Consider the following 24,339-nt stretch of genomic DNA (forward strand, 5'->3'; position numbering starts at 1 on the left):
ACGTCGGTGGGCACGCGTAACGTAGTGCCCGCACAAACTGTTTTTTTAGCTTCAATCGAGAAGAGCGCACCACGGTGATCAAACCAGACCTCAACCTGACTATTCCCGACACGCTCGGAAGTGTGCACTTCGTGGGCATCGGCGGATCCGGCATGAGTGGCATCGCTCGGCTGTTTCTGGATCGGGGCTATACGGTCACTGGGTCGGACGCGAAGGATTCATCGAACATGCAGGCCCTGCGTGAACTCGGTGCGACCGTGTACATCGGGCATGATGCCGCCAACGTCGGAACCGCCGATTCCCTCGTCGTCACCGGCGCCCTCTGGCAGGACAACCCCGAATACGTGCTCGCAAATGAACGCGGCCTGCCGGTGCTGCACCGCGCCCAGGCCCTGGCCTGGCTTATCCGCCAGCACCGCCTGGTATCGGTCGCCGGCGCACACGGCAAGACCACCTCCACCGGCATGATCGTCACCGGACTGCTCGGCCTCGGCCAGGACCCCAGCTTCGTCAACGGGGGCGTGATCGAATCGCTCGGGGTGAGCTCCGCGAGCGGCGCCGATGACCTGTTCGTGGTCGAAGCCGACGAATCCGACGGTTCGTTTCTGCTATACCACACGGCGGTCGCCCTGATTACGAACGTCGACCCCGACCACCTCGACCACTACGGCTCGCTCGAAGCTTTTGAGGCCGCCTTCGTCGAATTCAGCCGCGCTGCCAGCGAACTGGTCGTCATCTCCTCCGATGACATCGGCGCGGTGAGGGTCACCGCGGCCATCACGGCCGGCCTGAATAAAGCGGATGCCGCCGCCCGCGTCGTCACGTTCGGCGAGCACCGCGATTCCACAGTACGCGTGCATTCCATCACCACTGCCGGGCCGGTCAGTTTCAGCGTCTCCTGGGAGGGAGCGGATTACAGCGCCACCCTGCGCATCCCGGGCAAACACAACGCCATCAACGCCGCCGGCGCGTTCGCCGTGCTGGTCGGTCTCGGTTTCGACCCCGCCGCCAGCCTCGACGCGATCGCCGGCTTCGGCGGCACCCAGCGCCGGTTCGAACTGCACGGCACGGTCGGCGGCGTCAGCGTCTATGACGACTATGCCCACCACCCGACCGAGGTCGCTGCCGCTCTCGCCGCGGCCCGTACGGTGGTCGGTGAGGGCCGCATCATCGCCGTGCACCAGCCGCACCTGTACAGCCGCACCCGCCTGTTCGCGCGGGAATTCGCCGAGACCCTCGAGACCTTCGCCGACCAGACCATCGTGCTCGGCGTCTACGGCGCCCGCGAAGATCCAGAACCCGGTGTCACCGGCGCCCTCGTCTCCGACCGGTTCCGCGACCCCTCGCACGTTGCCTACGTGCCCGACTGGCAGGATGCGGCCGACTACCTCGCCGGTATCGCCCGCGACGGTGACTTCGTCGTGACCCTCGGCTGCGGAGACGTCAACCGCATCGTGCCCCAGCTGCTCGCCGCGCTCGAAAAAGTACGCGGATGAGGCGGCGGTGAAGCGACCGGCCAGCTTCGATCGGTCGGGCGAGCCGACTTCCGAGCCGGTTCGCCCGGCCGCTCCTGCCTCGAAACGGCGTGCGGACTCGCCCCGGGCCAAACCGAAACCGACGCCCACGCCCACGGATTCTCACGCGGCTCCAGCGCCTTCGCGGGTGCCCAGGAAGAAACCTTCCTCGTCGACAGCGCAGAAGGCTGCGCGTGCCGGGGGTGGCGCTGCACAAAAAAGTTCGCCAAAACCGTTCAGTGCGTCCGACACGACGACAGAACCGATCGTTCTCGCTGGGGGACGGGCGTCCGCTTCGCTGATCACAGCCGCGCCCGTGTCGGTTCTGCTGCCGGCTGCGCCGGCGGCTTCGGAGCAGGCAGGTGGGGTCCAGGAGCCCTCTGGCGACACTGCGGGTGCCCGCGCGGCCCGGTCGTTGCTGCGGGCGGCCCAGCGCGCCCGCAAACGGTTCGAACGGGCCGAAGTGCGGCGGTTCACCGGGCGCACACGTCGTCGGCGCACTGCGTGGATTCTCGGTGTCGGTTCGATTCTTCTTGCCTTCACGCTCATCATCGGCGCCGCTTACTCACCCCTGATGGCTCTGCGCACGATAGAGGTCGTCGGGACGAGCCGCATTCCGGCGGGGGAGGTGTCGGCAGCGCTTTCCGAGGAGCTCGGAACCCCGCTGCCCCTGATCGACAGCAACCTGATCAAGCGTGAGTTGTCACAGTTCGCCTTGATTCAGAGCTACGTCACCGAGAGTCGCCCACCGGGCACACTCGTGGTGCGCATCGTCGAACGGGTACCGGTGGGTGTGCTTGCCGGTCCGACCGGATTCGACCTGGTCGACGCCGCCGGGGTGGTCATTGAAACGTCGCCGGAGCGCACGGCAGGCTACCCGCTCATTGACGCGCCGGACGGAATCACCAGTGCCGGATTCAAGGCCGCCGCCGCGGTCCTCGCAGCCCTGCCCGAAAGTATCCGTACCCAGTTGGACGCGGTGACTGCCGTTACCACCGACGATGTCACACTCAGCCTGCTCGGTGGTGAGCGGGTGGTCTGGGGCAGCCCGGAAAAATCCGGCTACAAAGCCATCGTGCTCGCCGCCCTACTGATCGGCCACCCCGCCGGCACGGTCAATGAGTACGACGTGTCGTCGCCCGACAGCGCGGTGTTGCGCTAGATCGCAACGGATTCTGCCCGTTCTTCGCGACACGCGGGCGAGCCTCCCCAGTGACGCGTCGCACCCGCATACTTTCGTAAACAGGAATTGCATACTCAGCATAACTTTAAACTTCGACTAGAGGTTTAGGGTTCCACCCGGAGGCCGGACGTGTCAAACAATCAAAATTATCTAGCCGTCATCAAGGTTGTCGGTATCGGCGGTGGCGGTGTCAACGCCGTCAACCGCATGATCGAATTGGGCCTCCGCGGTGTCGAGTTCATCGCCATCAATACGGATGCCCAGGCTCTGCTCATGAGCGATGCCGACGTCAAGCTCGATGTCGGTCGCGACCTCACCCGCGGGCTCGGTGCCGGCGCTGACCCTGAGGTGGGTCGCCGCGCCGCCGAGGATCACGCCGAAGAGATCGAGGAAGCCCTCGCCGGGGCCGACATGGTCTTCGTCACCGCTGGAGAGGGTGGTGGCACCGGAACCGGTGGCGCCCCCGTCGTGGCCCGCATCGCCAAGTCCATCGGCGCGCTCACCATCGGTGTCGTCACCAAGCCATTCGGCTTCGAGGGCAAGCGCCGCCAGGCCCAGGCCGAGACCGGTGTTGCCTCGCTCAAGAACGAGGTCGACACCCTTATCGTCGTGCCCAACGATCGCCTGCTCGAAATCAGCGACCGCGGCATCAGCATGCTCGAGGCTTTCGCGACCGCTGACCAGGTGCTCTTGGCTGGCGTGCAGGGAATCACCGACCTGATCACCACCCCCGGGCTGATCAACCTCGACTTCGCCGACGTCAAGTCGGTCATGCAGGGCGCCGGCTCGGCCCTTATGGGCATCGGCTCGGCCCGCGGAGCCGACCGTGCGATCAAGGCGGCTGAACTCGCCGTCGCGTCGCCCCTGCTCGAAGCCTCGATCGACGGCGCTCACGGCGTACTCCTGTCGATCCAGGGCGGATCCAACCTGGGAATCTTCGAGATCAACGATGCGGCCCGCCTCGTGCAGGAAGCTGTGCACCCCGAAGCCAACATCATCTTCGGTGCCGTCATCGATGACACCCTGGGCGACGAGGTACGGGTCACCGTGATCGCTGCCGGCTTTGACGGTGGCGAGCCCGGCGCCAAAGCGGTCGAGGTGCGGCGTGCCGACCTGGTGGCCGCTGGAATTGCGGCTGGCGCCGGGTCAGCAACGGCCGGTGCGGCAGCATCCGCCGGCAGCGCCACGAAAGTCCCGGCGACCGAGTCCGGCAGCTACAGCGATGGCGAGCTCGCGGCGTCCGTCTGGGGCGGCTCTGACGCTGGTAACGGCGTGACCGTTGCCGACCCGGCCTTTGAAGAAGAGGTCGACGACCTGGACATCCCCGACTTCCTCAAGTAAGTCGATGACAGGCAATCTCGGAGCCGATCAGGTCGCATCGGCTTCGGGATGTACCCTGATCACCAAACGAATCGACCACACGCAACGGACAGAACACTATGAGCCTGGCATTTCCCAACGGGGTTTCCTCCGAACCGGCAGCTGACGCGTCGGCACCGAGTGATCTGGCAACCCGTCTGGAAACCGTGCGCGTCGGTGTCGCCGATGCGGCCCGAACAGCGGGCCGCGATCCGGCCGACATCGCCACGATCGTCGTGACCAAGTTTCACCCCATTTCACTGATCGAAGAGCTCTACGCCCTCGGTATGCGCAACATGGGCGAGAACCGGCACCAGGAGGCGCAGTCCAAGGCCGCGTCGCTGGCCGATCTCGACCTCGTTTGGCATTTTGTCGGGCAGGTGCAGGGAAAGAAGGCGCGCCAGGTGCGGGCCTACGCCAACGTTATCCACTCGGTTGATCGGGAGTCTCTCGTGACCGCACTGGCCTCGGAAGAATCGACTATCGACTGCTTCATCCAGGTGAATTTGACGGATGACGCGGCGCGCGGAGGCGTGGATCCCGCACATCTGTCGGCCCTCGTAGACAGCGCTCTCATGGTTCCCGGCGTGCGCCTGCTCGGGCTCATGGCCGTCGCTCCCTTGGGGCAGGAGCCGCGTCGTGCTTTCGCCTACGTTCGCGAGCTCAGCGAACAGATCCGTCAGCAGGTGCCCACGGCCACCGCGTTGTCTATGGGCATGAGCCAGGACTACGCGGCTGCCGTGCTCGAAGGGGCGACACACCTAAGAATTGGCACGGCAATCACCGGCAATCGCCCGGTGCTCAGTTAATCTCGAAGTAGCAAACCAACACGGAGGTCGACATGTCCAACCCGCTCAAGAAAACCATGGTTTACCTGGGTCTGGCAGACGAAGAGCTGGAGTACCAGGCGCCCGCCAGCGCCCAGAGTGCTGCCGCCAGCAACCACGTGAGTGCGGTGCCTGCACGCGGGCACGACAACGCGCCGCACGGTAACGCCGCACCCTCCAACGCGGCCCAGAACTCTGCCGGTCGTGCACCGGTCACCCCGCTGCGTAAGACTTCGACCCCCCAGAATGTGGCTGCGTCTGATATGAATGAAATTCTCACGGTTCACCCGCGCGCCTACAAAGACGCCCAGGTCATCGCCGAATCCTTCCGTGAAGGCATTCCCGTCATCATCAATCTGTCGCAGATGAGCGATGGTGATGCTCGCCGCCTGATCGACTTCGCCAGTGGCTTGTCGCAGGGCCTCTACGGCAAGATCGAGCGTGTCACGGCCAAGGTCTTTTTGCTCTCGCCGTCCCACGTCGTCGTCTCCGGCGACAGCACCACCGAAGAGGGCGCTGAGGATAGCTCCTTCTTCGCGCAAGGCTAGACTTAAGTGTGACTGGTCTATCGATTCTGGGGAATCTTCTCTACTTCCTGTTCTTCATGTACTTCCTCGTGCTCTGGGGTCGGTTCATCATTGACCTCGTGCGCGGTGTCAACCGGTCTTGGCGTCCGCAGGGCTTCCTGCTCGTGCTCGTCGAATTCGTCTACACGCTGACGGACCCGCCAGTACGTTTCTTTCGTCGTCTGGTCCCGCCGCTGCGCATCGGGCCGATCGCGCTGGATTTCGGCTTCACGCTGACGATGCTTTGCTGCATCGTCGGCATGACCGTGGCAGGAATAATACAACGTGCCTAGTGGGGCATGTATCCTTGACGGATGACTGGTTCGCCCTGAGCCTGCACTCGCTCGACGGAAGCCCGTAGTCAATCCAACACTTGAGGCACCCATCGCCTCAAGTCAGTCAAATGTTCACAATTAACATAAGTTTTGAGGGTGGAAAGCCATGGCGCTAACTCCGGAAGATGTAGTCAACAAAAGGTTCCAGTCGACCAAGTTCCGTGAGGGATACGACCAGGACGAGGTCGATGACTTTCTCGACGAGGTTGTCGTCGAACTGCGTCGCCTCACCAAGGAAAACGAGGAACTGCGCGCTCAGGTCGGAGGGGACGCTGCCTCCGTGGCCGAGTCCGCTCCGCTCGCTGCCGCGTCGTCCGAACCCGTTGTCGTCACACCCGTTGTCGTCGAACCTGTCGCCGCTCCGGTTGCCGCAGTCGCCGCGACGCCGATCGACGAGACGGCCGGCACGACCAACCTGCTGCAGCTGGCCCGCCGCCTGCACGAGGAGCACGTCAAGGAGGGCGCTGAAAAGCGCGACGCCCTGATAGCTGAAGGCCACGCCACTGCGGCGCGTGTCATCGCCGAGGCAGAGACCCAGCAGCGCGTTCAGCTGCAGAAGCTCGACCAGGAGCGTTCGACGCTCGAAGGCAAAATTGACGAGCTGCGCACGTTCGAGCGTGAGTACCGCCTGAAGCTCAAGAACTACATCGAGGGTCAGCTGCACGACCTCGACGCGAGCTCGGTCGGCTCTGCGGCTGACGCTGAAAACGCGCCGAAGCCCAGCTTCCAGGGCTTTGGAGCCTAGCGCCCGAACGAAGAAGCGTTCGCGAGCGCTCATCGTTCTAGCCCTCGTCGCGCTGGGCGTTTACGCGCTTGATCAATCCAGTAAGTATCTCGTCGTCGCTTCGATGACCGAGGGTTCCGTCATCCGGGTTCTGAACGATGCGCTGCAAATGCATTTCGTTCGGAACCCGGGGGCGGCATTCTCCCTCGCGAGCGGTTCTACCTGGATCTTCTCCATCATCGCTGCCGCCGTCGTAGTGTTCATCCTGTGGTTCGCCCGGCGCATCCGCTCATTCGCCTGGGGTCTCGTTTTCGGGCTGCTCCTCGGCGGAGTGCTGGGCAACCTGACCGACCGGCTGCTGCGCGAACCCGGCTTCGGGGTTGGGCACGTCGTCGATTTCATCTCGACACCGTGGTTGTTGCCGGCGATCTACAACGTCGCCGACATGGCCATCGTGAGCAGCATGGTCATCTTCATGATTCTGACCATTCGCGGTATCGGCCTCGACGGCAATAAGGTCGTGGCCGTCAGCAAGACCGCCACCCCAACACTGAAACAAACGGATGCTGTGACCCCCGATTCCATGACCCGCGAATCAGTTGACCCCGATTCGACGACCAGTGACCGGCCAAACCCCGGGGCCGAGGCTCGGCCATGACCGGTTCCCACGACCTGTCCAGCGCCCCGGAGCGGCGATCGCTGCCCCTGCCAGACGGGCTGGAAGGCGTACGCGTTGACGCGGGTCTGGCCAAGCTATTCGGATTCTCCCGCGGCTTCGCTGCCGAGGTGTCCGAGGCGGGCGGCGTCGTGCTCGACGGCGCCATCGTCGGCAAATCGGATCGCCTCCGGGCGGGCAGCTGGATCGAAGTCACCTGGCAACCCAAGCAACCGGTGCGCATCATCCCTATTGCTGTTCCCGACCTCACGGTCGTGCACGACGATGAGAGCATCGTCGTCATCAACAAGCCGGCCGGCGTGGCCGCCCACCCGAGCGTCGGATGGACCGGCCCAACCGTTCCGGGCGCCCTGGCGGCGGCGGGGTATCGCATCGCGACGTCCGGCGCTGCCGAACGGGCAGGCATCGTGCACCGCCTCGACGTCGGTACCAGCGGGCTCATGGTCGTTGCCAAGTCGGAGACGGCCTATGTCGCCCTCAAAAAGGCGTTCCACGACCGCGAGGTGGACAAGATCTACCACGCGGTCGTACAGGGCCACCCCGACCCGCTCGCCGGCACCATCGACGCGCCCATCGGCCGCCACCCGCGGTCAGACTGGAAGTTCGCGGTACGGGCTGACGGTAAGTCTTCGATCACCCACTACGAGACCCTCGAAGCCTTCCCTTCGGCCTCCCTGCTCGAGGTGCACCTGGAGACCGGTCGCACCCACCAGATCCGTGTACACATGACGGCCCAGCGGCATCCGTGTGTCGGCGACGCCATGTACGGCGCCGATCCGTCGATCACCGCCCGACTCGGACTCAAACGCCAGTGGCTCCACGCCAAACAGCTGGCTTTCACCCATCCGGACAGTCACGAATGGGTCACCTACAACGCCGATTACCCGGCTGACCTCTCGCATGCCCTCTCAGTGCTGCGCGGAGACTGACCGGCCGACTCGTCCCTAACCGTTTCATCAACTCGTCGGAGTCTTTGTGAGTAACCCGGTCAGTGCCACCGAAAATTTTGTACACCTACACGTGCACAGCGAATACTCAATGCTCGACGGTGCAGCCCGCGTGAAACCCTTGATCAAGGCCGCTGTTGAGCAGGGGATGCCTGCGGTGGCGATCACCGATCACGGTAACGTGTTCGGCGCGTTCGACTTCTGGAAGAGCGCGACCGACGCCGGTATCAAACCGATCATCGGCACCGAGGCGTACATCACCCCCGGTACCGACCGCCGTGACAAGACTCGGGTGCGCTGGGGAACGAGTGGCCAGAACCGCGACGACGTCGGTGGCGCCGGCTCGTACACCCACATGACCTTGCTCTCCGAGAACACTGCGGGAATGCACAACCTGTTCCGGCTCTCTTCGAAAGCCAGCCTCGAGGGGTACTACTTCAAACCGCGCATGGATCGCGAGCTGCTGAGCCAGTACTCCACGGGTCTGATCGGAACCACCGGCTGTGTCGGTGGGGAGGTACAGACCCGCCTCCGGCTCGGCCAGTACGCAGAGGCCAAGAAGGCAGCCGGAGATTTTCAGGACATCTTCGGCAAGGAGAACTTCTTCTGCGAGATCATGGATCACGGCATCGATATCGAGCGCCGAACCATGACCGACCTGCTCAAGCTCGCCAAGGAGCTGGACCTGCCCCTGCTGGCCAGCAACGACCTGCATTACACCCACGCTCACGACGCTACCGCCCACGCCGCGCTGCTCTGCGTGCAGTCGGCATCGACCCTCGACGACCCGAACCGGTTCAAGTTCGACTCCAGCGAGTTCTACCTCAAAACGGCCGCTCAAATGCGGCACCTGTTTCGTGACCACCCGGAAGCCTGCGACAACACACTGCTCATCGCCGAGCGCTGTGAGGTGGAATTCAACACCAAAGCCAACTACATGCCCCGTTTTCCCTGCCCGGAGGGTGAGAACGAGGAAAGCTGGTTCATTAAAGAAAACGAGATCGGGCTGGCCAAACGTTACCCGAAGGGCATCCCGGCAGACGTGCGGAAGCGCGCCGACTACGAAGTCGGGATCATCGTACAGATGGGGTTCCCCGGTTACTTTCTCGTCGTCGCCGACTTCATCATGTGGTCCAAGCAGCAGGGCATCCGCGTCGGCCCCGGTCGTGGTTCCGGTGCGGGCTCGATGGTCGCCTACGCGATGGGCATCACTGACCTCGACCCGCTCGTGCACGGGCTCATCTTCGAACGGTTTTTGAATCCCGACCGCGTCTCCATGCCCGACTTCGATGTCGACTTCGACGAGCGTCGTCGCGGTGAAGTCATCAAGTACGTCACCGAGAAATACGGCGAGGAACGCGTTGCCCAGATCGTCACCTATGGCACGATCAAGGCCAAACAGGCCCTGAAAGATGCCTCTCGCGTACTCGGCTTTCCGTTCGGCATGGGCGACAAACTCACCAAAGCCATGCCGCCGGCGATCATGGGCAAAGACGTGCCTCTCACCGGCATGTTCGATAAGGACCACCCGCGCTACCGGGAAGCGGCGGACTTTCGTGCGGTGATCGAAAGCGACCCCGAAGCCCGTACGGTCTTCGACACCGCCCTCGGCCTGGAGAACCTGAAGCGCCAGTGGGGCGTGCACGCCGCCGGCGTGATCATGTCCAGCGACCCCCTGATCGACATTATTCCGATCATGAAGCGTGAAGCGGATGGTCAGGTCGTCACGCAGTTCGACTACCCGGCTTCCGAAGCCCTCGGACTGATCAAGATGGACTTTCTGGGGCTGCGCAACCTCACCATCATCGATGACACCCTCGACAACATCGCGGTGAACCGCGGCCATCGGCCCGTACTCGAAGACCTCGGGCTTGAAGACCCCGCCGCCTACGAACTGCTCGCACGCGGAGACACCCTCGGTGTCTTCCAGCTCGACGGCGGCCCCATGCGAGCGCTGCTGCGGCTCATGAAGCCCGACAACTTTGAAGACATCTCGGCGGTCATCGCCCTGTATCGCCCGGGGCCCATGGGCGCCAACTCGCACACCAACTATGCGCTGCGCAAGACCGGTGTGCAGGAGATCATTCCCATCCACAAGGAGCTCGAAGAGCCCCTCAAAGAGGTCATCGGCACCACCTACGGTCTGATCGTGTACCAGGAGCAGGTCATGTCCATCGCGCAGGTGCTCGCGGGCTTCACGCTCGGTGAAGCCGACCTGCTGCGCCGCGCCATGGGTAAGAAGAAGAAGTCTGAGCTGGACAAGCAGTTCGAGGGCTTCTCGAAGGGCATGCAGGACCGTGGCTACTCCATGGATGCTGTGACCACGGTCTGGAACATCCTGCTGCCCTTTTCCGACTACGCCTTCAACAAGGCGCACTCGGCTGCGTACGGGGTGCTCTCCTACTGGACCGCGTACCTCAAAGCCGTCTACCCGGCCGAGTACATGGCGGCGCTGCTCACGAGCGTTGGCGACTCCCGTGACAAGCTTGCGCTCTACCTCAATGAGTGCCGCCGCATGGGGATCCAGGTGCTGGCGCCCGACGTGAACGAGTCGATCGGGTTCTTCGCGGCCGTGGGCACGGACATCCGTTTCGGCCTGGGTGCTGTGCGCAACGTCGGTTTCAACGTGGTCGAGGCTATCCGCAGCGCCCGCGAGGAAAAGGGCCGCTTCGACTCGTTCCACGATTTTCTTCGCAAGGTGCCGCTGCCCGTCGCTAACAAGCGCACGATCGAATCGCTGGTCAAGGCCGGGGCATTCGATTCGCTCGGCGCGACCCGGCGCGGCATGGTTGAGATTCACGAATCGGCCGTGGAGTCCGCCGTCAAGATCAAGCGGGAGGAGAGCAACGGCAATATCGGGTTCGACTTCGACAGCCTCTTCGACGAACCGCAGGACACCGAGCAGGTGCCTGACCGGCCCGAGTGGAGCAAGAAAGAGAAGCTCGCCTACGAACGGGACATGCTGGGGCTGTACGTGTCTGACCATCCGCTCGCCGGGCTGGAAATTCCTCTTGCCAAACACGCCAGCACGACCATCGCCGACCTGATCGCGTCAGAATCGACCGAAGACGGCGACACCGTGACCGTGGCCGGCCTGATCACGAGCGTGCAGCACCGTATCGCCAAGAAATCGGGCAACCAGTACGGCATGATCCAGGTCGAAGACTTCGGCGGTGAAATCACCGCGATGTTCATGGGCAAGGCCTACCTCGAATTCGCACCCGAGTTGGTCAGCGACTCGGTCGTCGTGGTGCGCGGCCGCGTGAGCCTGCGCGATGACGGCATGAACCTGCACGCGTTCAGTGTTTTCCAACCGGAGCTCGGCCAGGGCTCAGACCAGAGCCTGGTCTCGATCACGGTAGGGGAGGCCCGCGCGACCACCGATACTGTCGGTGCGCTCGGCGAGATCCTCCAGCGACACAGTGGAGATGCCGAGGTACGGTTGAAACTGGTCAAGGGCGATGTGGCTCGGGTGTTCGAACTGCCGCACCGTGTGAAGGTGAGCGCTGACCTGTTCGGCGAGCTCAAGAGCATCCTCGGCCCGAACTGCCTGACCTGATGAGCGGCGCACGCGCTGCAGAAGACTGACAGCGGGCCAGCCTAGGCTGGATACATGCACAAGCGAGAGCCGATCTATTCGACCGCCATCGGCGCCGGACGCGCCCTGTTCGGCCTGCTCCGGGTGCGCCCGACTGTGACCGGCCTGGAACATCTGCCGGCCACCGGCGGCGCGGTACTCGCGATCACCCACTTCGGTTACCTCGACTTCGCCCTGGTCGAGTGGATCACCTGGCGACACAACCGTCGCCACATTCGTTTTATGGCCAAGAAGGGCGCCTTCGACCACCCCCTAATAGGTGCGCTGCTGCGGGGGATGAAGCACATCTCGGTCGACATGGACAGCGGCCGGGAGGCCTACGCGCAGGCCGTCGACGCTCTACACGACGGCGAACTGCTCGGTGTTTTTCCCGAGGGCGGCGTGAATGCCTCGTTCACGGTGCGAGAGCTCAAAACCGGCGCGGTGCGCATGGCGCAGGCCGCGAACGTGCCGATTATCCCGGTCGCCGTGTGGGGTGGGCATCGGTTGATGACCAAGAACCACCGGTCGACACTTCGGGAGCGGGTCGGCGTGCCGGTGGGCATCCGCTTCGGCCAGCCGATTCCACCGGATACGGCAGGCCCGGCCGACCGCGACGTCGCGGCGCACACGCTGCGGCTGCACGACACCCTGCAGTCTCTGGTCGACGCCGTGCAGGCGGAATACCCGGTGCCGGGCGCTGGAGCGTGGTGGCAGCCCGCACACCTGGACGGGACCGCGCCGACACCGGCCGAAGCTGCGGTCGTCGAGGCTGAACGGCGCCGCCGTAAGGCCGCGGAGAAGTTGGCCGCCGCGCAGGCGAAGCCGAGGTTCTAGACGGCGGCACCCGGCACTCGGTAAGTACGCTCGTGGTAGAGCAGGGCCTCAGCATCGGGGCCCATGCCACCGCCCTCGATCTGCACGACGACGACGGCGTTGTTGTGCACCGACACCCGTTCGACGATGCGGCCGATCATCCAGCTGGTCACGCCCTCCAGCACCGGAAGTCCGTAGGGGCCGGGCTGCCAGTGCTCACCGACGAAGCGTTCGGCGTGCGGCCCGGCCAGTTTCTCGGCGACGCTGCGGTTATGCGCGCCGAGCATGTGGATGACCACGCGGTCGGCGGCGGCGATGGACGCCCACGAGCTGGCCGATCGGGCCATGTTGAACGTGGCAAGCGGCGGAACCGCGGAGAGCGACGCGAGGGAGGTAGCCGTGAAGCCGACCGGGCTGCCGTCTTGGGCCAGGGTCGTTATCGCGGCGACCCCGGCGGCGTGACGGCGAAACGCGTGCTTGAACGCGGCAAGGTCGTCGGGGGCATGGGGATCAGCCGTGAGCGGCGGGGCGACCGGCAGAGTCAGCGGGGGTTCAACATTACTTTTCATACGCAACCAACAATCTGTTTCACCCTCAGCCTATTCCCGTGCGCTGCTTGTTCCGGCTCGCGGCGGATAGGCTGGGACACGATGATCCAGACTATTGACCTTCGCGGGACCGAGCCGACCCCGGCCTCCCTCCTGGCTGCTGTACCGCGCGCCCTCACGAGCGTCGCCGTCGCCGCCGACATCGCCGCCGACCTCATCGCCGACGTGCGCGAGCGCGGCGAGGCGGCCCTGCTTGATCAGGCCGAACGCCTCGACCGGGTGCGCCCGGACCAGGTGCGGGTTCCCGCCAGCCACATCAATGACGCGATCGCCGGGCTCGACCCGGCCGTTCGCACGGCCATCACCGAGACAATCCGCCGCGTGCGCCTCGCCAGCGCCGCGCAGGTACCCCCACACGTGACGACGACGATCGAGGCCGGAGCCACCGTCACCCAGCGCTGGCAGCCGGTGAACCGGGTCGGTCTCTACGTGCCGGGCGGCAAGGCCGTCTACCCCTCGAGCGTCGTGATGAACGTCGTGCCCGCGCAGGTATCCGGCGTGAGGTCCATCGCTTTGGCCTCGCCGGCGCAGAGCCACTTCGACGGCCGGGTACACCCGACCATCCTCGCCGTCGCCGGACTGCTCGGTGTCGACGAGATCTACGCCATGGGCGGTGCCGGCGCCATCGGTGCCCTCGCCTACGGGGTGGCTGACATCGGCCTCGAGCCCGTGCAGATCGTCACCGGCCCCGGCAACGTCTACGTTGCCGCCGCCAAACGGCTCATTCGTGGGCAGGCCGGCATCGACTCCGAGGCCGGCCCCACCGACATCCTCGTGATAGCGGATGCCGCCGCCGACCCGCTGCTCGTCGCCGCCGACCTGGTCAGCCAGGCCGAACATGATGAACTTGCAGCGGCCGTGCTCGTGACCGATTCGGCCGAACTCGCCGACGCGGTGGCGGCGCGCCTCACCGAGCTGGCAGCATCCACAACCCACAGCGCACGGGTGAGCGCAGCGCTCGGCGGCCGCCAGTCGGCGATCGTGCTGGTGGACAACCTGCAGGTTGCCGCAGGGTTCAGCAACGCCTTCGGACCGGAGCACCTCGAGATTCAGACGAGCGACCCCGATGCGGTGCTGGCCGACATTGAGAATGCCGGCGCGATTTTTCTCGGCCCGTATTCACCGGTGAGCCTTGGAGACTACGTCGCGGGTTCCAACCACGTGTTACCTACCGGGGGACAAGCCCGGTTCTCGTCGGGACTCGGCGCGTACACCTTCTTACGGCCGCAGCAGGTCGTTCGGTACAACCGCGAGGCTCTCGAAGCCGTCGCCGGTCACATTGCGGCATTGTCCGGCGCCGAAGCCCTGCCCGCACACGGCGACGCAGTGGCTGCCCGTTTTCCGGCCGACCGCTAAGCTGACAGCACCATGTTCTGCCCGTTCTGTCGCCACCCCGATTCCCGAGTCGTCGACTCGCGCACGAGCGACGACGGACTGTCGATTCGCCGCCGTCGGCAGTGCCCGGAATGCGGCCGCCGGTTCAGCACCACCGAAACGGCGAGCCTGAATATCATCAAGCGCAGCGGCGTGGTCGAACCGTTCAGCCGAGAGAAGATCGTCTCCGGCGTGCGCAAAGCGTGCCAGGGGCGACCCGTCACGGACTCCGACCTCGCCATGCTGGCTCAGAAGGTCGAGGAGACCATCCGCCAGACCGGCGTCTCCCAGGTCGACGCCAACGACATCGGCCTGGCCATTCTCCCGCCGCTGCGTGACCTCGACGAGGTCGCCTACCTGCGATTCGCGAGTGTCTACCAGGGGTTTGACTCCCTCGACGACTTTGAAGCCGCCATCGCCGCGCTGCGTACCGGGCACTCACAACGCTCGAAAAAGCCGAGCGCAGCGTCAACCGCTGGCACACCTGTGGTCGACGCTGCCGCGACCAAACGGTAGGGCCCGATGTATCCGCTGTTCTTCAAGCTCGTGCTCACCCGGATGGACCCCGAGCGCGCTCATCACCTCGCTTTCACCGTCATTCGGCTGCTGCCGGCGCTGGGCATCGGCCATCTCGTTCACCGCTTCACGCGCCCGCGCACCGACCTCAGCGTGAACACCCTCGGCCTGCACTTTGCGTCACCGTTCGGCGTCGCGGCAGGCTTCGACAAAGATGGCGAAGCCGTGCTGGGGCTCGGTCAGCTCGGCTTCGGCCACGTCGAGGTCGGAACTCTGACCGCCGTAGCCCAGCCCGGAAACCCGAAGCCGCGACTGTTTCGCCTCGTGGCCGACCGCGCGGTCATCAACCGCATGGGCTTCAATAACCACGGTGCCGCAGCAGCCGTCGCCCGGCTCACCCGGGTGCGTGCGGCGGCCGGCCGTCCGGTGCTCGGCATCAACATTGGCAAGAGCCGCGTCACCGCCGTTGAGAACGCCACGGCTGATTACCTCCAGAGCGCCCACACCCTCGCTGCCCTCGCCGACTACCTCGTGGTCAACGTGAGTTCACCCAACACCCCGGGCCTGCGCGGACTGCAGGAATTGGACCAGCTCACCCCGCTGCTGACCGCGGTCAAGAGGGCCGCCGGCGTCACCCCGTTGCTCGTCAAGATCGCACCCGACCTGTCGGACGCCGAGGTCGCGCGCATCGCTGCCCTCACCGTCGAACTCGGCCTCGACGGCATCATCGCCACGAATACCACGATCTCCCGCACGGGCTTGCGAACGGATGCCGCCACCATCGCCGCCGCCGGAGCCGGCGGCCTGTCCGGCGCCCCGCTGCACGCCCGGTCGCTCGCCATCCTGCGGCAGATTCGTGCCGTCGTGCCACCCGGGTTCTGCGTCATCTCAGTCGGCGGGGTGGACACGGCCGCTCAGGTGGCGGAACGCCTCGCCGCCGGTGCGACCCTCGTGCAGGGCTATACGGCGTTCCTCTACCGCGGTCCCCTCTGGGCCCGCCAGATCAACCGCGGACTCGACCGCATCCTGGCGCCTGCCGCTTTGTAACCCTAGGGATCCGGCCGCCCGGGCATCGAGCCGGTCTAGCGGAGGATATCCTTCCTTTGTCGACATCTGTTTGAAACATAGTCGAACTGGGATCGTTACATGACACGCTTACACTGCCCCTTCCGGGGCATTTTCGTGGCTCGACAGCGCCCGAAAACAAGCCTCTCCAAAACCACAGCAGCTGTATCTCCACAGCGCCCTTGCTTCCTTGAAAGGAAACCCGCAATGACACCGTCCAGAGGCTCGTTCAATCATCGATCGGCAACCCGGGTGGTACGCGGCGTCGCGGTCGCCGCCGTCCTGGCGTTCTCCCTGGCCGCGTGCGCGGGCAGCGATGAAGAAGTGGCCGGGGCGGACGGCGCGGCGGCATCGTTCGGGGACGCGAGCATTCAGTTCAGCTGGATCAAAAACGCCGAATTCATGGGGGAGTACCTCGCCGACGCGAACGGATACTTCAGCGCAGCGGGCTTCGACTCCGTCGACATGATCGAGGGGCCGGCTTCGATCGAAGCAGCCGTCATCTCGGGCAACGTCGACATGGGCATCGGCAACGCGATCTCGACCGGCACCATCATCGCCAATGAGGGTGCGCCGCTGAAGATCATTGGCGCCACCTACCAGAAGAACCCCTTCATTATTCTTTCCCTGGCCGATAAGGGCAACATCGCAAGCCTCGCCGATTTGACCGGCAAGACCATCGGCGTTCAGGCCAGCAACCTGAGCCTCTGGGAAGCCTTCCTCGAGATCAACGACATCGACGAGAACTCGTTGACCACCCTCCCCGTGCAGTACGACCCGACCCCGCTGTTCAACGGCGAGGTGGACGGCTGGTTCTCCTACCTCACCAACGAATCCATCGACGCCGAACTGCTCGGACTCGACCCGGTGAACCTGCCGTTGGCCGACTTCGGCCTCCCCTTCGTGGCGGAGACGCTCACGGTCACCGACGACGCGATCAAGAACGACCGGGAAAAGCTCAAGGCCCTGCTCGTGGCCGAGATTCGTGGCTGGACCGACGCGATCAACGACCCGGAGGCCGCCGCACAGCTCACCCTCGAGACCTACGGGCCGACCTTCGACCTCACTATCGAGAAGGAAACCCGGCAGGCCGAGATTCAGTCCGTTGAGCTCGTGGTGAGCGCCGACACCCTCGCCAACGGCCTGTTCACGATCAGCGACCAGTTGCAGCAGCAGAGCATCGACACCCTCGCGGCTACCGGCCTGACGATCACGGCCAGCCAGTTGTTCGATCTGACCCTGCTCGACGAGGTCTACGCCGAGAACCCCGACCTGGTGGCTTACAGCAAATAGCAGCGGGGGAGCAATGGGCATCCGTCGGAACGACACGGTGGATGCCCATGCAAAACGTAAAATAAAAACCTGACCCGAGGAATCACCCCGCTTTGCCATCGCCAAGGAGCGAATCACGTGAGTAGTACTGATGCCGGAGTTCGTAACTCGGTCACGAACACGACTGCCGGTAGCGAGGCTGCGGGCACCGGCCTGCACATCTCCGAGCTGCACAAGGTCTTCACTGTCGGGCGCACCGACGTCGTCGCCCTGGATGACGCCAACCTGCACACCGACAAGGGCAGCTTTCTCTCGCTGCTCGGACCGTCCGGATGTGGAAAATCAACCATCCTGCGCATTCTGGCCGGACTGGAACAGCCCACGAGCGGCACCACCCGGGTCGACGGCAAGAGCCCACAACAACTCCGGCAGGGGCACCAGCTCGGCATTGCCTTCCAGGATTCGGCCCTGCTGGCCTGGCGCAGCGTGCGCTCCAACATTCGCCTGCCGTTCGAGGTCGCTCGTCTCCCCGTCGACGACGCCTACATCGACGAACTGATCGCCCTCGTCGGCCTGCAGGGCTTCGAGAAAGCGAAGCCGGCGCAGCTCTCCGGCGGCATGAAGCAGCGCGTGTCGATCGCACGCTCGCTCGTGCTCAAGCCCTCGGTGCTGCTGCTCGACGAACCCTTCGGGGCCCTCGACGACATGACCAGGCAGCGGCTCAACCTGGAGCTGCTGCGCATCTGGACACAGAAGCCAGCCACGACGCTCATGGTCACCCACGGCATCGCGGAAGCCATCTTCCTCTCCGACCACGTCGCGGTCATGAGCGCCCGGCCCGGCCGGATCAAAGAAATCATCGACGTCGACCTCCCCAGGCCTCGGCTGCCTGAGATGATGCGTACGCCCGAGTTCCACGCCCTACACGACCGCGCCTCCGACCTGCTGTTTGGCGATGCGGTCGTGGCGGGCGACGACCGGTGATCCGCAGTTCGCTGCGCGCCCTGCCCGCTTGGGCGACCGGCCTGATCGGAGCCGCGCTCGTCATTGGCCTGTGGTGGATCGGAGCCGTCACCGTCTTCGCCGAGGTCGGGTCGATGCCCGGCGGCGCAGTACCCACCCCGCTCGATGTGTTCGTGCAGCTCATTAGCGACGGGCCGGCTTTCTACCTGCCCCACGTCAGCGTCACCGTTCTCGAAGCGCTCATCGGCTTCGCCTGGGGCACTGGGCTGGCACTGGCCCTCGCGGCGCTTGTGCTCCTGCTGCCGCGCATCGAGAAGATCGCGATGCAGGTCGCCGTGATCACCTATTGCATACCGATCGTAGCCATCGGCCCGATCGCGTACATCGTGATCGGGGCGCCGAGCGCGGGCGACCCGGCAGGAACGGCAGTGTTTCTCGCTGCCATGTCGGTGTTCTTCACCACGGTCATCGGGTCGCTCGTCGGCCTCAAGGCAGCGGATGCCGCCAGCCTCGACCTCATCACCGTCTATGGCGGCAGCAAGTTCACCCAGCTGCGTAAGGTGCGCCTGATCGCCGGACTGCCCAGTGTGCTGACCGCGCTGCAGGTCGCAGCACCGGCCGCCTTCATTGGGGCCATTCTGGGGGAATATCTTGGCGGGGTCAGTCGGGGGCTGGGCATCGCCATGCTCGTGGCCGGTTCAACGGCCAACGTCGACCGGGTCTGGAGCCTCGCGCTCGTCGCCGGGGTCGCCGCGGGGCTCGGCTACGCGATCTTCGCCGTCATCTTACGTTTAGCAACGCCGTGGACGAACGGACGGAGTAGCCGATGAGCTTTGCACGGATAGCACTGTCAACCGTGGCGCGCGGTCTGCTCACCGGGCTCATCACCCTGGTGCTGGTTCTGATCGCCTGGCAGGGACTGCTCCTGGTGCTGGACATTTCGCCGTTTTTGGCCAAGGGGCCCCTCGACGTCTGGACCTGGCTCGTGACCGTACCGGATGCCGCCGATAATCGAGCCCTCGTCCTCGGCAACCTCATGGTGACCCTCGGTGACGCCTTTCTCGGGTTCGTAGCCGGGCTCACCTGCGCACTGCTCCTTGCAGTGCTCTTCACGCTGTCGCGGGGGATCGAGCATGCCCTCATGCCCATTGCCCTGCTGCTCCGGTCGGTGCCCCTCGTGGCGCTCGTGCCGATCATCAGCCTCATCACCGGGCGCGGCCTCACGACCGCCGTGGTGATGGGGGCCATCGTCGTGCTGTTTCCGGCGCTGGTGAACATTGCGTTCGGCCTGCGTTCCACCTCGCCGCAGATCAGCGATGTCATCACCGTGTACGGCGGCAGCGCCTTCACGACCCTGCGCAAGGTGGCACTGCCGAGTTCGCTGCCGTCCTTCTTCGCCGCGGTGAAGATCTCGGTGCCCGGGGCGATCACCGGCGCGCTGCTGGCCGAATGGCTCACGACCGGTCAGGGACTGGGCAATTCGATTGTCGCCGCCGTTGCCAAGGTGCAGAACTCCGAGGTATGGGCGTCGGTCGTGGTGATCACCATTGTGTCCCTCGTTCTCTACGGCCTGGCCCAGGTCGTCGAGAACCTGGTACTGCGTCGTATGAGCATGGGGTAGAGCGCCGCATACTGACGCGCTGACGCACAGTACGGTCGAAGATCGTGAGCGTGGCTAGAGCAGCCCGTGTTCGGCGAGCTGATTGGCGAGGCTGGAGCCGTCCGGGCCGTAGACCCAAGGTGCTTCAGGGCCGCCCTCGATGAGGACGGCATCACGCGAGCGACCGCCGGCGAGGACCGCTTCGCTCGGGGAGAGTTGACGAATGGCCACGGCCGCTACGCTGCCCGGATAGTCGCGTTGAAAGTCGCTGTAGATGGCTTCGTCGTGCTGCCCGTCGTCGCCGATCAAAATCCAGCGCATCTGCGGAAACTGCTCGGCGAGTCGGCGGAGGTTGTCGCGTTTGTGGGCGCTGCCACTGCGGAACCAGCGGTCGTGCGTTGGTCCCCAGTCGGTCAACAAGAGCGCCCCGGCGGGATACAGGTTACGGGAGAGAAAACGTGACAGGGTGGGGGCCACATTCCAGGCGCCGGTCGAGAGGTAGATGACCGGGGCGCCGGGGGTGAACGACGCCAGACGCTCCAGGAACACGGCCATGCCGGGGGTCGGCACCCGGGCGTGCTCGTCGAGCACAAACGTGTTCCAAGCGGCCAGCAGGGGGCGGGGGAGGGTGGTGACCATCACGGTGTCGTCGACGTCAGAGACGATGCCGCAGCCGACCGTGGGTGCCACGATGAAGATCGGCGCTTCCACCACGTTCGAGGACTCGGTGTGCAGCCGGGCGACGTGCCAGCCGGCGGGCAGTGATACCGGAACCACGGTATCGACGACCCCGCCGCGATCCGCCTGAACAAGGTGCGTCCGCCCGTCGATCTCAATCGTGACGGTGACATCGTTGACGGGCACACTCGTGAAGCTCCGCCAGCCTCGAATGCCGGCGTCACGGCCATCCGCTCGGGGGCGTTTTTGACGTTTCGTGGGCTTTTCCGGCTTGGCCAGCAGCACGCGGCACAGGATGCGTACCCAGGCGGTCGAGCCGTAACCGGTATACGGGATGACGGTGGGCTGGTAGCCGCGGCGGCGGGCGGAATGCTCGCGATGTTCGTGGAGCCAGTCTTCGATGCGGGCCGCACGGTGCATGATTCGCTCGGGACTCGGCGCACGCGGAGTGGCGTCTGGAAACTCTGGCACGCATTCATTCTGCCATGTTTGCTGTGCATCCCCGATCAGGCCTGTGGAAAAAGGGTTTTACCCCGTAGTATGGTGACTTATCTTCAAGGGGGATAAATGTCGCTTGGTGGCCTATTAGGTGAAGGGACCGGTGCAGCACTACAGCAGGTGCGCACCGAGCCGATTCAGCAGCGCAGTGCTGCACGTCTGTCCGGTTTGCTCGATGCAGCCGCCGCCGTTGTGGACGAGGTCGGTTTCGACCGCATCACGACCGCCATGGTCGCCGAACGCGCCGGTGCCTCCATCGGCACCGTGTACCGCTACTACCCCGACAGGGTCGCTGTTTTGCACGCCCTGCATGAGCGTGCCGTAGCGCGCTTTCGGCAGCGTGTCGTCGACGAACTCGGTGCCACCACCCTCACCTCCTGGTGGGACGCCGTCGACTGCGTCGTCACCGCCTTTGTCGGCCTGTACCGTACGGAGGCGGGGTTTCGTATTGTGAACTTCGACGACCGCGACGGCGCTCCAGGCGCCGACGCCGTTGCGGACGCCGACTTCTTCGCCCGCCGCCTCGCCGACGTTCTCGTGAACGAGTTCGATCTGCCCAGCGGCGACGATTTGATCTTTCGACTCGGAGTTGCCGTGGAGATGGCCGACGCGCTGCTCGCCCGCGCTTTCTATAGCAATCCGCTCGGTGACGAGCGCTTTATCACCGAGTGCCGCCTGGTAATGCGCGACTACCTCGACCGCTTCTACAGCCCGCAGGCGCTGGATCTTCTCGCCACTTTGTCGTAGTACCCGCCGACAGCCGGGCCCCACTGGGGCCGGCTTTTTTGCGCCCGAAAGTCGCACCTGTTCGCTCAGGGATAAAACTTTGTTAGCGATGGGTTTTGCCTGTCGCTCTAAATAGTGATTGGGTTAGCATCTGGTTTGTGTTGGCCCAGAAGATGCGAGGAGCGAGCCGTCAGGATGATTGAATTCCACTCGGTGACCAAACGGTTCCCCGACGGCACGCTCGCCGTTGAAGATTTCAGCCTCGTGCTGCCTTCCCGCAAGACCACCGTGTTCGTCGGGACGTCGGGGTCGGGGAAAACCACACTGCTGCGTATGATCAACCGGATGGTCGATCCGACCAGCGGGTCCATCGACATTGACGGAGCCGATATCGGTACCCTCGCGCCGGTCAAGCTGCGGCGCGGCATCGGTTACGTCATGCAGAACTCCGGTCTCCTTCCGCACCGCAGGGTCATCGATAACGTAGCCACCGTGCCAATGCTGCAGGGAACACCGAAGAAGAAGGCCCGCGAAGAGGCGCTCCAATTACTCGACACGGTGGGACTTGACCGTTCGCTTGCCAACCGGTATCCCAGCCAGCTGTCCGGCGGCCAGCAGCAGCGCGTCGGTGTGGCACGTGGGCTCGCCGTCAATCCCAATATTCTGCTCATGGACGAGCCGTTCGGCGCGGTAGACCCTATCGTGCGCGCCGAACTGCAGCAGGAGCTGCTTCGTTTGCAACGAGAACTGGGCAAGACCGTAGTCTTTGTCACTCACGACATCGATGAGGCCTTCCTGCTCGGCGATCAAGTGGTCATTCTGCGCACCGGCGGGCTGATCGCCCAGGTGGGGTCCCCGGCGGAGATCCTGGCCAATCCGGCAGACGATTTTGTGGCAGCCTTTGTCGGAGCAGACCGCGGCAAACGCGTGCTGCACCTCGAGTCCCACTCGGACGGCGACGTGCTTGTCGACGCCGATGGACGGCTCGCCGGCGTACTTGCCGGTGGAACATCCCCGAGTGCCGCCGCTGGAGCAAAGACCGCGACCGAAGAAAAGGCCGCCCCCGAAGTAAAGGCCGGTCCGTTCGCGGGATCGGGTGCCCCGGCGCAGGGTGGGGATCCCCGGTGACCTGGATATGGTCAAACCTGGACATCATTTGGGATCGCACTCTCGATCACGTCGTGCTGAGCGTTCCGCCCATCATCCTCAGTTTTCTCCTAGCTGTTCCCCTCGGTTGGCTGGCTTACCGCTTCCGCGTTGGCCGCGGCATCATTCTCTCGGGCGTAGGCCTGCTGTACGCCGTACCCTCGCTCCCACTCTTCATTGTGCTTCCTTTCATCGTGGGAACGACCGTTCGTTCGCCGCTCAATCTCATCATCGCCCTGACGCTCTACGGTGTGGCGCTCATGGTGCGAGTGGTGGCCGATGGTCTCGCCTCCGTCGACCGGAACGTTCGACAGTTCGCGATGGCGGTGGGCTTCTCCGAGTGGACCCAATTCTGGCGGGTGGAGTTTCCACTCGCGGGGCCGGTCCTGCTGGCCGGGTTGCGGGTCGTCGCAGTGAGCACGGTCAGTCTCGCCACGGTGGGCGCTGTCATTGGTGCCCAGAGCCTGGGCAGTCTGTTCACCGACGGTTTTCAGCGCGGCATCCAGGCGGAAATTATTGCCGGGATTATCGCCACGGTCGGACTCGCCCTGGCACTGGATGGGGCTCTTGTTCTTCTCGGTCGCCTTCTCATGCCGTGGACGAGATCTGCGCCATCGACGGCGGCGCGCGCGCCGATGCGCTCTGACAAGGAGGCGGTGGCATGAACTTCTTTGCAGATGCAGTCGCGTGGCTGTTTGATCCGACCAACTATGTGGGATCGAATGCCATTGGCAGCCGGGTATTGGAACACCTGGGCTTTACTTTGCTCACACTTGTCTTTGCGTCCGTCATCGCCATACCCCTGGGCTTCTTCATTGGACACACCGGACGCGGGCGTGGCTTGGCCGTCGGAACCGCAGGCGCTTTCCGTTCCATTCCGACCCTGGGGTTGCTCACGCTTGTCGCTCTGTCGGTGGGAATCGGTCTGACCGCACCCTACGCGGCCCTCACGGTGCTCGCGATCCCACCCATTCTCGCGGGCGCATACACCGGCTTCGAAGCGATTGATCGCGCGACCATCGATGCCGCCAGAGCCGTGGGGATGTCGGCGGGGCAGATTGTGCGCAAAGTGGAGCTTCCGCTCAGCCTTCCCCTCTTGATGGGTGGGTTGCGCTCGGCCACGCTGCAAATCGTGGCCACCGCCACACTCGCTGCCTACGTGGCCGACATCGGACTGGGTCGCTTCCTGTTCACGGGGTTGAAAAATCTTGATTATGCGCAGATGCTGGGTGGGTCCATTCTCGTTATTCTGCTCGCGCTGCTGCTTGAGGGCATCTTTGCGGTGCTTCAGAAATTGGTTGTTCCCCGCGGAGTTGCGGCCGGACGCCCCACAGACATCTGGGCCGGTTTCACCAAGCTGGCCCGGTGA

The 24,339-nt window shown here is 64.6% G+C and carries 24 protein-coding genes; 22 read left to right on the top strand and 2 right to left on the bottom strand.

Annotation, left to right across the window (positions count from 1 at the left end; genetic code table 11):
* The first annotated feature begins 74 nt into the window (after positions 1-74).
* From murC to E3T27_RS13870, 11 genes are all read left to right on the top strand, one after another.
* The gene (gene murC, locus E3T27_RS13820) at positions 75-1,496 is read left to right on the top strand and encodes a UDP-N-acetylmuramate--L-alanine ligase (protein ID WP_134573409.1); all 1,422 of its coding nucleotides are present in this window, start codon (positions 75-77) and stop codon (positions 1,494-1,496) included.
* 334 nt (positions 1,497-1,830) lie between these two features.
* The gene (locus E3T27_RS13825; protein ID WP_134573411.1) at positions 1,831-2,676 is read left to right on the top strand and encodes a cell division protein FtsQ/DivIB; all 846 of its coding nucleotides are present in this window, start codon (positions 1,831-1,833) and stop codon (positions 2,674-2,676) included.
* Positions 2,677-2,826: 150 nt separating this feature from the next.
* Positions 2,827-4,038: a cell division protein FtsZ gene (gene ftsZ / locus E3T27_RS13830; protein WP_134545674.1), complete on the top strand. Its 1,212-nt coding sequence runs from the start codon at positions 2,827-2,829 to the stop codon at positions 4,036-4,038.
* Positions 4,039-4,136: 98 nt separating this feature from the next.
* Positions 4,137-4,865, top strand: a complete 729-nt coding sequence (locus E3T27_RS13835) for a YggS family pyridoxal phosphate-dependent enzyme (protein ID WP_104196202.1) — start codon at positions 4,137-4,139, stop codon at positions 4,863-4,865.
* A gap of 32 nt (positions 4,866-4,897) precedes the next feature.
* Positions 4,898-5,431 (top strand): cell division protein SepF, encoded by a 534-nt coding sequence (locus E3T27_RS13840; RefSeq protein WP_134573413.1) that lies wholly within the window; start codon positions 4,898-4,900, stop codon positions 5,429-5,431.
* Positions 5,432-5,439: 8 nt separating this feature from the next.
* The gene (locus tag E3T27_RS13845; protein ID WP_233197860.1) at positions 5,440-5,742 is read left to right on the top strand and encodes a YggT family protein; all 303 of its coding nucleotides are present in this window, start codon (positions 5,440-5,442) and stop codon (positions 5,740-5,742) included.
* Positions 5,743-5,890: 148 nt separating this feature from the next.
* Positions 5,891-6,529 (top strand): DivIVA domain-containing protein, encoded by a 639-nt coding sequence (locus tag E3T27_RS13850; RefSeq protein ID WP_134573415.1) that lies wholly within the window; start codon positions 5,891-5,893, stop codon positions 6,527-6,529.
* Positions 6,519-7,166 (top strand): signal peptidase II, encoded by a 648-nt coding sequence (gene lspA / locus E3T27_RS13855; RefSeq protein ID WP_104196205.1) that lies wholly within the window; start codon positions 6,519-6,521, stop codon positions 7,164-7,166. Before E3T27_RS13850 ends, lspA begins: the two co-directional genes overlap by 11 nt.
* Complete coding sequence (locus E3T27_RS13860) at positions 7,163-8,113, top strand: RluA family pseudouridine synthase (protein WP_104196206.1); 951 nt, start codon at positions 7,163-7,165, stop codon at positions 8,111-8,113. The genes lspA and E3T27_RS13860 overlap by 4 nt, the downstream gene beginning before the upstream one ends.
* Before the next feature lie 109 nt (positions 8,114-8,222).
* A complete protein-coding gene (gene dnaE / locus E3T27_RS13865) occupies positions 8,223-11,690 on the top strand; it encodes a DNA polymerase III subunit alpha (protein WP_104196278.1) in 3,468 nt (1,155 codons plus the stop codon).
* A 54-nt stretch (positions 11,691-11,744) separates the two neighbouring features.
* Entirely contained in the window at positions 11,745-12,545 is an 801-nt protein-coding gene (locus tag E3T27_RS13870; RefSeq protein ID WP_134573417.1) for a lysophospholipid acyltransferase family protein, read from the top strand.
* Here the strand turns inward: E3T27_RS13870 and E3T27_RS13875 are convergent.
* Positions 12,542-13,093 carry a flavin reductase family protein gene (locus tag E3T27_RS13875; protein ID WP_104128409.1) on the bottom strand — a complete coding sequence of 184 codons (552 nt, stop codon included), beginning with the start codon at positions 13,091-13,093 and terminating at the stop codon, positions 12,542-12,544. The genes E3T27_RS13870 and E3T27_RS13875 overlap by 4 nt on opposite strands.
* Before the next feature lie 81 nt (positions 13,094-13,174).
* Between E3T27_RS13875 and hisD the strand changes: the two genes are divergently transcribed.
* The 7 genes from hisD to E3T27_RS13910 all read left to right on the top strand — a co-directional run bounded on the left by hisD (position 13,175) and on the right by E3T27_RS13910 (position 19,943).
* On the top strand, positions 13,175-14,488 hold the full coding sequence (hisD, locus tag E3T27_RS13880; RefSeq protein ID WP_134573419.1) for a histidinol dehydrogenase: 1,314 nt from the start codon (positions 13,175-13,177) through the stop codon (positions 14,486-14,488).
* Between the two features lie 12 nt (positions 14,489-14,500).
* Complete coding sequence (nrdR, locus tag E3T27_RS13885) at positions 14,501-15,022, top strand: transcriptional regulator NrdR (protein WP_104196209.1); 522 nt, start codon at positions 14,501-14,503, stop codon at positions 15,020-15,022.
* A 6-nt stretch (positions 15,023-15,028) separates the two neighbouring features.
* Positions 15,029-16,069: a quinone-dependent dihydroorotate dehydrogenase gene (locus E3T27_RS13890; RefSeq protein WP_104196210.1), complete on the top strand. Its 1,041-nt coding sequence runs from the start codon at positions 15,029-15,031 to the stop codon at positions 16,067-16,069.
* A gap of 225 nt (positions 16,070-16,294) precedes the next feature.
* Complete coding sequence (locus E3T27_RS13895) at positions 16,295-17,380, top strand: ABC transporter substrate-binding protein (RefSeq protein ID WP_134573421.1); 1,086 nt, start codon at positions 16,295-16,297, stop codon at positions 17,378-17,380.
* A 117-nt stretch (positions 17,381-17,497) separates the two neighbouring features.
* Positions 17,498-18,343, top strand: coding sequence for an ABC transporter ATP-binding protein (locus E3T27_RS13900; RefSeq protein WP_134573423.1), 846 nt, complete (start codon positions 17,498-17,500; stop codon positions 18,341-18,343).
* Positions 18,340-19,152: an ABC transporter permease gene (locus E3T27_RS13905; RefSeq protein ID WP_233200585.1), complete on the top strand. Its 813-nt coding sequence runs from the start codon at positions 18,340-18,342 to the stop codon at positions 19,150-19,152. Before E3T27_RS13900 ends, E3T27_RS13905 begins: the two co-directional genes overlap by 4 nt.
* On the top strand, positions 19,149-19,943 hold the full coding sequence (locus tag E3T27_RS13910; protein WP_104196213.1) for an ABC transporter permease: 795 nt from the start codon (positions 19,149-19,151) through the stop codon (positions 19,941-19,943). Before E3T27_RS13905 ends, E3T27_RS13910 begins: the two co-directional genes overlap by 4 nt.
* A 54-nt stretch (positions 19,944-19,997) precedes the next feature.
* Here E3T27_RS13910 and E3T27_RS13915 read toward each other — a convergent pair whose 3' ends face one another.
* Entirely contained in the window at positions 19,998-21,020 is a 1,023-nt protein-coding gene (locus E3T27_RS13915) for an App1 family protein (protein ID WP_134573695.1), read from the bottom strand.
* 147 nt (positions 21,021-21,167) lie between these two features.
* Between E3T27_RS13915 and E3T27_RS13920 the strand changes: the two genes are divergently transcribed.
* The 4 genes from E3T27_RS13920 to E3T27_RS13935 all read left to right on the top strand — a co-directional run bounded on the left by E3T27_RS13920 (position 21,168) and on the right by E3T27_RS13935 (position 24,339).
* Entirely contained in the window at positions 21,168-21,845 is a 678-nt protein-coding gene (locus E3T27_RS13920; RefSeq protein ID WP_104196214.1) for a TetR/AcrR family transcriptional regulator, read from the top strand.
* A gap of 174 nt (positions 21,846-22,019) precedes the next feature.
* The gene (locus E3T27_RS13925) at positions 22,020-22,952 is read left to right on the top strand and encodes an ABC transporter ATP-binding protein (RefSeq protein ID WP_104196215.1); all 933 of its coding nucleotides are present in this window, start codon (positions 22,020-22,022) and stop codon (positions 22,950-22,952) included.
* Positions 22,949-23,635, top strand: coding sequence for an ABC transporter permease (locus E3T27_RS13930; protein WP_104196216.1), 687 nt, complete (start codon positions 22,949-22,951; stop codon positions 23,633-23,635). The genes E3T27_RS13925 and E3T27_RS13930 overlap by 4 nt, the downstream gene beginning before the upstream one ends.
* Positions 23,632-24,339 (top strand): ABC transporter permease, encoded by a 708-nt coding sequence (locus tag E3T27_RS13935; RefSeq protein ID WP_134573425.1) that lies wholly within the window; start codon positions 23,632-23,634, stop codon positions 24,337-24,339. The genes E3T27_RS13930 and E3T27_RS13935 overlap by 4 nt, the downstream gene beginning before the upstream one ends.

Origin of the sequence: Cryobacterium lyxosi, assembly GCF_004403345.1 — a bacterium.
GTDB lineage: Bacteria > Actinomycetota > Actinomycetes > Actinomycetales > Microbacteriaceae > Cryobacterium > Cryobacterium lyxosi.

Bases quoted from the DNA above. Each gene is read 5' to 3' on its own strand.
- E3T27_RS13835 (WP_104196202.1), top strand. From the start codon at position 4,137: ATGAGCCTGGCATTTCCCAACGGGGTTTCCTCCGAACCGGCAGCTGAC.
- E3T27_RS13840 (WP_134573413.1), top strand. From the start codon at position 4,898: ATGTCCAACCCGCTCAAGAAAACCATGGTTTACCTGGGTCTGGCAGAC.
- E3T27_RS13850 (WP_134573415.1), top strand. From the start codon at position 5,891: ATGGCGCTAACTCCGGAAGATGTAGTCAACAAAAGGTTCCAGTCGACC.
- E3T27_RS13860 (WP_104196206.1), top strand. From the start codon at position 7,163: ATGACCGGTTCCCACGACCTGTCCAGCGCCCCGGAGCGGCGATCGCTG.
- dnaE (WP_104196278.1), top strand. From the start codon at position 8,223: ATGCTCGACGGTGCAGCCCGCGTGAAACCCTTGATCAAGGCCGCTGTT.
- E3T27_RS13870 (WP_134573417.1), top strand. From the start codon at position 11,745: ATGCACAAGCGAGAGCCGATCTATTCGACCGCCATCGGCGCCGGACGC.
- E3T27_RS13875 (WP_104128409.1), bottom strand. From the start codon at position 13,093: ATGAAAAGTAATGTTGAACCCCCGCTGACTCTGCCGGTCGCCCCGCCG.
- hisD (WP_134573419.1), top strand. From the start codon at position 13,175: ATGATCCAGACTATTGACCTTCGCGGGACCGAGCCGACCCCGGCCTCC.
- nrdR (WP_104196209.1), top strand. From the start codon at position 14,501: ATGTTCTGCCCGTTCTGTCGCCACCCCGATTCCCGAGTCGTCGACTCG.
- E3T27_RS13890 (WP_104196210.1), top strand. From the start codon at position 15,029: ATGTATCCGCTGTTCTTCAAGCTCGTGCTCACCCGGATGGACCCCGAG.
- E3T27_RS13895 (WP_134573421.1), top strand. From the start codon at position 16,295: ATGACACCGTCCAGAGGCTCGTTCAATCATCGATCGGCAACCCGGGTG.
- E3T27_RS13910 (WP_104196213.1), top strand. From the start codon at position 19,149: ATGAGCTTTGCACGGATAGCACTGTCAACCGTGGCGCGCGGTCTGCTC.
- E3T27_RS13915 (WP_134573695.1), bottom strand. From the start codon at position 21,020: ATGCACCGTGCGGCCCGCATCGAAGACTGGCTCCACGAACATCGCGAG.
- E3T27_RS13920 (WP_104196214.1), top strand. From the start codon at position 21,168: ATGTCGCTTGGTGGCCTATTAGGTGAAGGGACCGGTGCAGCACTACAG.
- E3T27_RS13925 (WP_104196215.1), top strand. From the start codon at position 22,020: ATGATTGAATTCCACTCGGTGACCAAACGGTTCCCCGACGGCACGCTC.
- E3T27_RS13935 (WP_134573425.1), top strand. From the start codon at position 23,632: ATGAACTTCTTTGCAGATGCAGTCGCGTGGCTGTTTGATCCGACCAAC.